Annotated in this window: 7 protein-coding genes; all 7 read left to right on the forward strand. The window is 70.2% G+C overall.

Features of this window, described 5'->3' with window-relative positions; all coding sequences use genetic code 11:
- On the forward strand, positions 1-828 hold an 828-nt coding region (locus AC3XYG_RS11470), incomplete at its 5' end, for an ABC transporter substrate-binding protein (RefSeq protein ID WP_489139962.1).
- Between the two features lie 47 nt (positions 829-875).
- Positions 876-1,655 (forward strand): ABC transporter permease, encoded by a 780-nt coding sequence (locus tag AC3XYG_RS11475; RefSeq protein ID WP_489139963.1) that lies wholly within the window; start codon positions 876-878, stop codon positions 1,653-1,655.
- The gene (locus AC3XYG_RS11480) at positions 1,652-2,467 is read left to right on the forward strand and encodes an ABC transporter ATP-binding protein (RefSeq protein ID WP_489139964.1); all 816 of its coding nucleotides are present in this window, start codon (positions 1,652-1,654) and stop codon (positions 2,465-2,467) included. The genes AC3XYG_RS11475 and AC3XYG_RS11480 overlap by 4 nt, the downstream gene beginning before the upstream one ends.
- A 105-nt stretch (positions 2,468-2,572) precedes the next feature.
- A complete protein-coding gene (locus AC3XYG_RS11485) occupies positions 2,573-4,291 on the forward strand; it encodes a SulP family inorganic anion transporter (RefSeq protein ID WP_489139965.1) in 1,719 nt (572 codons plus the stop codon).
- Positions 4,292-4,379: 88 nt separating this feature from the next.
- A complete protein-coding gene (locus tag AC3XYG_RS11490) occupies positions 4,380-5,117 on the forward strand; it encodes an ImuA family protein (protein ID WP_489139966.1) in 738 nt (245 codons plus the stop codon).
- Positions 5,032-6,573, forward strand: a complete 1,542-nt coding sequence (locus AC3XYG_RS11495; RefSeq protein WP_489139967.1) for a Y-family DNA polymerase — start codon at positions 5,032-5,034, stop codon at positions 6,571-6,573. Before AC3XYG_RS11490 ends, AC3XYG_RS11495 begins: the two co-directional genes overlap by 86 nt.
- Positions 6,573-8,664: error-prone DNA polymerase (locus tag AC3XYG_RS11500; protein WP_489139968.1), on the forward strand; the 2,092-nt coding region annotated here is incomplete at its 3' end. The genes AC3XYG_RS11495 and AC3XYG_RS11500, both read left to right, overlap by 1 nt.

The raw sequence follows: 8,664 nt of genomic DNA on the forward strand, positions 1-8,664 counted from the left end.
ACGCTGGCCAAGCAGTTGGGCTTCTTCGCGAAGCACGGCATCGACCTCGACATCGTCAAGATGCCGACCTCGAACCGGCACCAGGCCATGGCCTCGGGCGACGTGCAGGTCATCACCACCACCGTCGATACCCATCTGCTCTATGCCAGCTCCGGCGTGCCCGTGGTGCAGGTGCTGGCGCTCGACACCTCCTCCGGCGGCGATGGCATCGCCACGCGCAAGGACGTCGCCAGCGTCGAGGCGCTGAAGGGCAAGAGCATCGCGGTGCAGTTCGGCAGCGATTCACAGTTCTGGCTGGCCTATCTGCTGAAGCAGCACGGCCTGACCATGCAGGACGTCAAGCTGACCGACCTGCAGCCGGCCGATGCGGCGGCGGCCTTCGTCGCCGGCCAATTCGACGTGGCGGTGACCTACGAACCCTATCTGTCGAACATCCGCAAGGACCCGGACGGCAAGATCCTGGTCACCTCGGCCGACACGCCTGGCGTCATCATCGACACCCTGGCCTTCCAGCCGGAATACGTCGCCGCCCACCCCGACGTGGTCCAGGGCGTGGTCGACAGCTGGTTCGACGCGCTGGACTACATCAAGGCCCACCCGGACGACGCCAACAAGGTCATGGGCGCCGATGTCGACCAGACGGCACAGCAATTCGCCGATTCGGCCCAGTACGTCACCTGGTACGACCGCGCCGCGAACAAGGCCTACCTGACCGATACGATGCCGAGCTTCATCAAGCTGGCGGCCGACGTGATGCTGGAGGCCGGGCTGCTGCGGCGCAAGCCGGACGACCTGACCGCGTTGTACAGCGCGAAATTCGTGCAGTGACGCCGGGGCCGGCGCCAGACCCGATCCGCTTCCAGGACCGACGATCCGTGTTCGTCCCGCTCGCCCCCGTCGGGGCCGCTCGCCGCCTCGCCCTCGGCATCCTGTGCTTCATCCTCTTCGTAGCGCTGTGGGGTGCTGCGACCTGGGGCGGGCTGGTCAAGCCGCTGTTCCTGGCCAGCCCGGACCTGACCCTGACCGAAGGCATCGAGCTGTTCGCGAGGTTCGGCTTCGCCTGGGACATCGTGGTCACGATGTTCCGCGTCTTCGGCGGCTTCGCGCTGGCGGCGCTGCTGGCCGTGCCGCTCGGCATCCTGATGGGCACCTTCAAGGGCGTCGAGGCGTTCTTCGAGCCCTTCGTCTCGTTCTGCCGCTACCTGCCGGCCTCGGCCTTCATCCCGCTGCTGATCCTGTGGGCCGGTGTCGGCGAGACGCAGAAGCTGCTGGTGATCTTCATCGGCTCGGTGTTCCAGCTGGTGATCATGGTCGCGGTGATCACCGGGTCGATCCGGACCGAGCTGGTGGAGGCGGCGCGGACGCTGGGCGCCCGGACCCGCGGCGTGGTGATCCGGGTGATGATCCCGAACGCGGCGCCGCAGATCTTCGAGGCGCTGCGCCTGGTGCTGGGCTGGGCCTGGACCTATGTCATCGTCGCCGAGCTGATCGGCTCCTCCGCCGGCATCGGTCACATGATCATCGACGCCCAGCGCTTCCTCGACACCGGCCAGATGATTTTCGGCATCTTCACCATCGGCACCATCGGCCTGGTCACCGACCAGCTGTTCAAGCGGCTGAACCGCGCCCTGTTCCCATGGAGCCTCGGCCGATGAGCGCCCCTGACCTGATTCGAAGGGGGGATCTGGTGCGGGTCGAAGGCGTCAGCCGGCAGTTCCCGGGCGTGCATGGCGGCGCGCCGACCCAGGCGCTGAGCCCGGTCGACCTCGGCATCGCCGAGAACGACTTCATCACCCTGCTGGGCCCGTCCGGCTGCGGCAAGTCCACCCTGCTGCGCATCGTCGCCGGGCTGGACCGGCCGACCACCGGCCGGGTGCTGGCCGGCGGCAGGCCGGTGACCGAGCCGGGACCCGACCGCGGCGTGGTGTTCCAGGCCTACACCCTGTTCCCGTGGCTGAGCGTGGCGCAGAACATCGCCTTCGGCCTGCGCGAGAAGGGCATGCCGCAGAAGCAGCAGGCCGAGATCGTCGCCCGGTACGTCGCCAAGGTCGGGCTGCGCGGCTTCGAGAACCACTATCCGAAGATGCTGTCGGGCGGCATGCAGCAGCGCACCGCGATCGCCCGGGCGCTGGCCAACGACCCGAAGATCCTGCTGCTGGACGAACCCTTCGGCGCGCTGGACACACAGACTCGGGCGCTGATGCAGGAGTTGCTGCTGTCGATCTGGGAGGCGGATCGCAAGACCGTGCTGTTCGTCACCCACGACATCGACGAGGCGGTGTTCCTGGCCAACCGGGTGATCGTGATGAGCGCCCGGCCCGGCCGGATCATCGAGGACCGGACGATCGCCCTGCCGCATCCCCGGCACTACACGGTGAAGACCACGCCGGAGTTCCAGGAGCACCGCGCCGCCCTGACCGAGGCGGTGCGCCAGCAGGCGATGATCGCGGCCGGCATGGCGGCGTAGCGGGCACGGCCCGCCGCGCTTTACCGGGTCCGGAAGGTCTATAGTCTCCGCAGCATCGGTTCGACCGCCCGTCCGACACCTGGTTCGCCGAGCAAGGGAGGCTTGATGGAGGATCGTGCCTCGTCCAAACCCGGGATGACGGTGCCCGGCCGGAGCTGGCGCCCCTTCCGCGCCGTGGCGGGCTGGACGCTTCGGGACGGCCGGTTCGACCTCGTCGCGGGGCTGACGCTCGCGGCCATCACCATCCCCGAGCAGATGGCCACCGCCCGGCTGGGCGGCTTCGCGCCGGAGATCGGCTTCTTCGCCTTCGTCGCCGCGGCGCTGGCCTTCGCGGTGTTCGGCGCCCATCGTCTGCTGTCGGTCGGCGCGGATTCCACCATCACCCCGATCTTCGCCGGCGGCCTGGCCCTGCTGGCGACGGCGGGATCGCCGCACTATGCGGCCCTGGCCGCCGCCCTGGCCCTGCTGGTCGGCCTGATCGTCTGCTGCGGCGGCGTGTTCCGCCTGGGCTGGATCGCCAACCTGCTGTCGGTCCCGGTCACGACAGGCTTCCTGGCCGGCATCGCGGTCCACATCGCCGTCTCGCAGCTGCCGGAGCTGCTCGGCCTGCCGGCACAGACCGGCAGCACGCCGGAGCGCATCGCCGAGACGGTGGCGCAGCTGGGCCAGGTCAATCCGTGGAGCGCGGCGCTGGGGATCGGCGTCTTCCTCACGATCTTCTGCACCGAGCGGATCAGCCCGCGCATCCCGGGGGCACTGATCGGCTTGGTGGCGGCGACGGCTGCGGTCGTCGCCTTCGGCCTCGAGGGCCGTGGGGTCGAGGTTCTCGGCCCCCTGCCCAGCGGCCTGCCGCAGCCGGCGCTGCCGGCGGTGGGCTTCGACGAGTTGCGCCAGCTGGTCTCCCTGGCGCTGATCGTGGCGCTGGTCGTCATGGTGCAGACGGCCGCCACCAGCCGGTCGTTTCCTTCACCATCCGGCGCACCGCCGGAGGTGAACCGGGATTTCATCGGCGTCGGCGCCGGCAGCATCCTGTCCGGCCTGTTCGGGGCCTTTCCGGTGAACGCCAGCCCGCCGCGCACCGCCATCGTGGCCGAGACCGGCGGCCGGTCGCAGGTCGCCGCCCTGATCGCCGCCGCCATCGTGCTGGCCCTGGCGCTGCTGGGCGGCGGGCTGCTGTCGCAGGTGCCGCATGCGGCCCTGGCCGGTGTCCTGGTCTTCGTCGCCCAACGCATCATCCGCGTGCCGGTCTTCATCGCCGTCTACCGCCAGGCCAAAGGGGAATTCGCCCTGATCGTGGCCACCGCGGTCGCCATCGTCGTGCTGCCGATCCAGGCCGGGGTCGCCGTCGGCATCGGCCTGTCGGTGCTGCACGGCGTCTGGTCGACCACCCGGGCCCGGCCGATCGAGTTCGAGAAGCTGCCGGACACATCGATCTGGTGGCCGCCCGCCCCCGGGTCCCGGGGCGAGACCCGGCCGGATGTCGCCGTCGTCGCCTTCCAGGCCCCCTTGAGCTTCCTCAACGCCGGGATGTTCGAGGCCGGCATCGGCCAGATCATCGACACCAGGCGGGGCACGCTGCGCCTGCTGGTCCTGGAGGCCAGCAGCATCATCGAGATCGACTATTCCGCGGCCCGAAGCCTGGCCGTGGTGATCGACCAGTGCCGCGCCGCCGGCATCACCTTCGCCATCGCCCGGCTCGAATCCGTCCGCGCGCAGCAGGCGCTGTCCCGGTTCGGCATCCTGGCGCAGATCGGCCCGGACCATGTGTTCCGCAGTGTCGACGAGGCGGTGAGGGCGCTGGCCGGAGCTGCTTACGAAGGCTGAGCGGCCCCGCTTTGATGGCCCCGGACTTGACTCTCCGGCGCCGTAGTGGATTCATAATAGAACAAATACGGAACATCAGTGATCACCCATGTCCGCCCTCGCCGCCCTGCGCGAGCGCTTGAATCGTTACGGATCCGCCATCGAGGATCCCGGCGTCCTGCCGCTCGACCTGCCGCCGATCGATGCCCGCCTGCCGCGCGGCGGGCTGGCGCTCGGCCGGCTGCACCGGGTGGCCGGCGCCGGCGGTGACGCGGCCGGGGCGGCGGCGACCGGCTTCGCCGCCCGGCTGCTGGCCCGGCTGCAGCGGCGCGGGCCGGTGCTGTGGTGCGCCACCGGCAATGATCTGTACCCGCCGGCACTGGCCGCGCTGGGCCTGGCGCCGGACCGGCTGATCCTGGTGCGGCCGCGCGACGAGAAGGGCGTGCTGGCGGTGGTGGAGGAGGCGCTGCGCACCCCCGGCTTCGGCGCTGTGCTGGCCGAGGCGGTGCGGGCCGACCTCTTGGCCGAGCGGCGGCTGCAGCTGGCCTGCGAGACCCGCGGCACCACCGCCCTGCTGCTGCAGCGCCACGCCGTGGCACCGGCGCCCGGCCGGACGGCGGCGAGCGCCGCGGTGACCCGCTGGACCGTGGCGCCGGCGCCGAGCGGCGGCACGGCCCGATGGGTCGGGCCGGTGCGGTGGGAGCTGGCGCTGACCCATTGCCGCGGCGGCCTGCCCGGCCGCTGGATCGTGGAGACCGAGGATGGGACGGATCGTCTCGCTGTGGTTGCCGAACTGGCCGATCACGCGACTGAGGCTGACCACACCCGCCGACGCCTGGCCGGTTGAGCCGGTGGCGATCGTCGAGACCATCGGCCAGCGGCGCCAGGTCGTCGCCGTCGACGATCGCGGCTGGGCCGCCGGCATCCGGCCGCAGCAGAAGGCGACCGATGCCCGCGCCGTGCTGCCCACGCTGGCCCTGATCCCGGCAGACCCTGCGGCGGACGCCCGGGCCCTGGCCCTGCTGGCCCGCTGGGCCGGCCGCTACAGCCCCGCCGTGGCGGCCTGCCCGCCGGACGGGCTGTGGATCGACATTGCCGGCTGCGCCCATCTCTGGGGCGGCGAGGCGGACCTTGCCGACGACTTGGCCGGGCGGCTGCAGCGGCGCGGCCTGCCCGGCCGCATCGCCATCGCCGGCAGCTTCGGCGCCGCCTGGGCCCTGGCGCATCACGGCCACGCCGAGCGGCCGGTCGAGATCCTGCCGGACGGTGAAGAGCACCGAGCCCTGGCACCGCTGCCGACCGCAGCGCTGCGCCTGGACGAGGATGAGATCCAGGCGCTGCGCCGGATCGGCCTGACCAGGATCGGCGACCTGCTGGCGGCGCCGCGCCCCGGCCTGGCCCGCCGCTTCGGCGCCCGGCCGCTGCTGCGGCTGGACCAGGCACTGGGCCGGGCGGAGGAGACGGTCGGCTTCCGCCGGCCGCCGACGCCCTGGTTCGCCCGCCTGGCCTTCCCCGAGCCGATCGGCACGCCGGAGGATCTGCAGCGCGCCATCGCGGCGGTGACGACGGATCTGTGCGCCCGGCTGGAGTCCCGGATGATGGGTGCAGCGCAATTCACCGCCGCCTTCCACCGGGTCGACGGCCGCTGCCAGACCGCCGCCATCCGCACCGCCCTGCCGGTGCGCGACGCGGCGCGGGTCGGGCGCCTGCTGGCCGAGCGGCTTGACCGGGTCGACCCCGGCTTCGGGGTCGAGGTGGTGACGCTGTGCGCCGACCGGGTGGCGCCGCTGGACGGGCGCCAGACCGGGCTGAACAGGCTGGAGGACGAGGGCGCGGCGATCGGTGACCTGGCCGGCTTCGTCGACATCGTCGGCAACCGCATCGGTTTCGACCGGATCTGGCGCCCGGCCGCGGTCGAGAGCCACCTGCCCGAGCGCTGCGTCACCGGCCTGCCGCCGCTGGCCCCGGGCGAAAGCAAGGCCTGGCCCGAAGGCTGGGTCCGCCCCTTGCGCCTGCTGCGCCGGCCGGAGCCGATCACGGTCACGGCGCCGATCCCGGATGATCCGCCAAGCGTCTTTCACTGGGCCGGGGCAACCCACAAGGTGCGCCGCGCCGACGGGCCGGAGCGCATCGCCTATGAATGGTGGCGCCGGGCGAAGCCGGAGGACCGGACCGAGCCGGAGATGATCCGCGATTATTACCGGATCGAAGACGAAACCGGCCGCCGCTTCTGGGTCTATCGCGCCGGGCTATACCGCGAAGGCCAGGCCGCACGCTGGTTCCTGCACGGGCTGTTCGACTGATGACCGAATATGCCGAGTTGCAGGTCACCACCAACTTCTCCTTCCTGCGCGGCGGGTCGCACCCGGCGGAGCTGGTGGAGACGGCGAGGCTTCTGGGACTGTCCGCCATCGCGGTGACCGATCACAACAGCTTGGCCGGGATCGTGCGGGGCCATGTCGCCGCCAATCGGAATGCCGACCAGAGGAAGGAGAGCCGCATCCCCTACATCGTCGGCTGCCGTCTTGACTTCGCCGATGCGCCGAGTCTGCTGTGCTATCCGACCGATATCGACGCCTATGGCCGTCTGTGCCGGTTGCTGACTGAAGGGAAGGCCCGGGCGAAGAAGGGCGAATGCCTGCTGTATCATGCCGACCTGCTGCCGTTCAGCGACGGGCAGATCCTGGTGGCGCTGCCGCCCGATCGCATCGATGACGGTTTCGTCACGCATCTCGACCGGCTGCGCTCAGATATGGGGAAACGGGTCTATCTCGCAGCCAGCCACAAATACCGCGGCGATGATGCCCAGCGGCTGGAGGAATTGCGGGAGGTGGCCTTCCGCACGAGGGCGCCGCTGGTCGCCACCAACGACGTGATGTACCACGTGCCGGAGCGCCGGCGGCTGCAGGACGTGGTCACCTGCATCCGCGAGCACTGCACCATCGACGACGCCGGCTGGCGGCTGGCGGGCAATGCCGAGCGGCACCTGAAGTCGCCCGAGGAGATGGCGCGGCTGTTCCACGACCATCTCTATGCGCTGGAGCGGACGATCGAGATCGCCGAGCGCTGCCGCTTCGACCTGGATGAGCTGGCCACCAGGTACAAGTACCCCGAAGAGATCACGCCGGACGGCGAGTCGGCACAGGCCCGGCTGGAACGGCTGGCCTGGGAAGGCTCGGCCAGACTGTATCCTGGAGGCGTACCAGCCGGACTGCGCGGCCAGATCGGGAAGGAACTGGCGCTAATCGGCGGTCGTGACTACGCGCCCTTCTTCCTGACTGTGGCCGACATCGTCGCCTTCGCGAAGAGCAAGGGCATCCTGAACCAAGGTCGCGGGTCGGCTGCCAACAGCGCCGTCTGTTATTGCTTGGGCATCACCTCGGTCAATCCGATTGAGGTCAACCTGCTGTTCGAGCGCTTCATCAGCGAGGCGCGCCACGAGCCGCCCGACATCGATGTCGACTTCGAACATGAGCGGCGCGAGGAGGTGATCCAGCACATCTACGAGAAGTTCGGCCGCCATCGCGCTGCGCTCACGGCTACCGTCATCTGCTACCGCACGCGCGCCGCGGTGCGCGACGTCGGCAAGGCGATGGGCCTGTCGGAGGACATGATCAGCGCCCTGTCCGGCTCGGTATGGGGCTGGAGCATGAATGGGCTGGACGAAGCCCAGGTGCGCGAGGCCGGGCTGGATCCGGCCGACCCGCGGCTGCGCCTGGCGCTGGAACTCTCGGTCGAGCTGATGGGGTTCCCCCGCCATCTCAGCCAGCACACCGGCGGCTTCGTTTTCGCCCGCAAGCGGCTGGATGAGCTGGTACCGATCGAGAATGCGGCCATGGAGGACCGCACCGTCATCTGCTGGGATAAGGACGACATCGAGGCGCTGGGCATGCTGAAGGTCGACGTGCTGGCCCTGGGCATGCTGACCGCGCTCAAACGCTGTTTCGATCTGATGCGGGCGCATTACCCCGAGAATTTCCCGGAACAGCCGAAGCTCGGTCGCCGGCCGGACGACAAGGCCGTCTTCGACATGCTCAGCCGGGCCGATTCGATCGGCGTGTTCCAGGTCGAATCCCGGGCCCAGCAATCGATGCTGCCGCGGCTGAAACCCCAGGATTACTACGATTTGGTGATCGAGGTGGCGATCGTGCGTCCTGGCCCAATCCAGGGCGACATGGTGCACCCCTATCTGCGCCGCCGCGCAGGGAAGGAGGATGTCGAGTATCCCAAGGAGGAACTGCGCGAGGTCCTCAAGGACACCTACGGCGTGCCGCTGTTCCAGGAGCAGGCGATGAAGATCGCCATCGTCGCCGCCGGCTTCACCGCATCGGAAGCCAACCAGCTGCGCCGCGCCATGGCGACGTTCCGCCACGCCGGCACCATCCACGAACTGC

This window comes from Inquilinus sp. (genome assembly GCF_057815775.1).

Excerpts from the sequence above, each read along its gene's own strand:
- AC3XYG_RS11490 (WP_489139966.1), top strand. The coding sequence starts at position 4,380 with ATGTCCGCCCTCGCCGCCCTGCGCGAGCGCTTGAATCGTTACGGATCC.
- AC3XYG_RS11495 (WP_489139967.1), top strand. The coding sequence starts at position 5,032 with ATGGGACGGATCGTCTCGCTGTGGTTGCCGAACTGGCCGATCACGCGA.
- AC3XYG_RS11480 (WP_489139964.1), top strand. The coding sequence starts at position 1,652 with ATGAGCGCCCCTGACCTGATTCGAAGGGGGGATCTGGTGCGGGTCGAA.
- AC3XYG_RS11485 (WP_489139965.1), top strand. The coding sequence starts at position 2,573 with ATGGAGGATCGTGCCTCGTCCAAACCCGGGATGACGGTGCCCGGCCGG.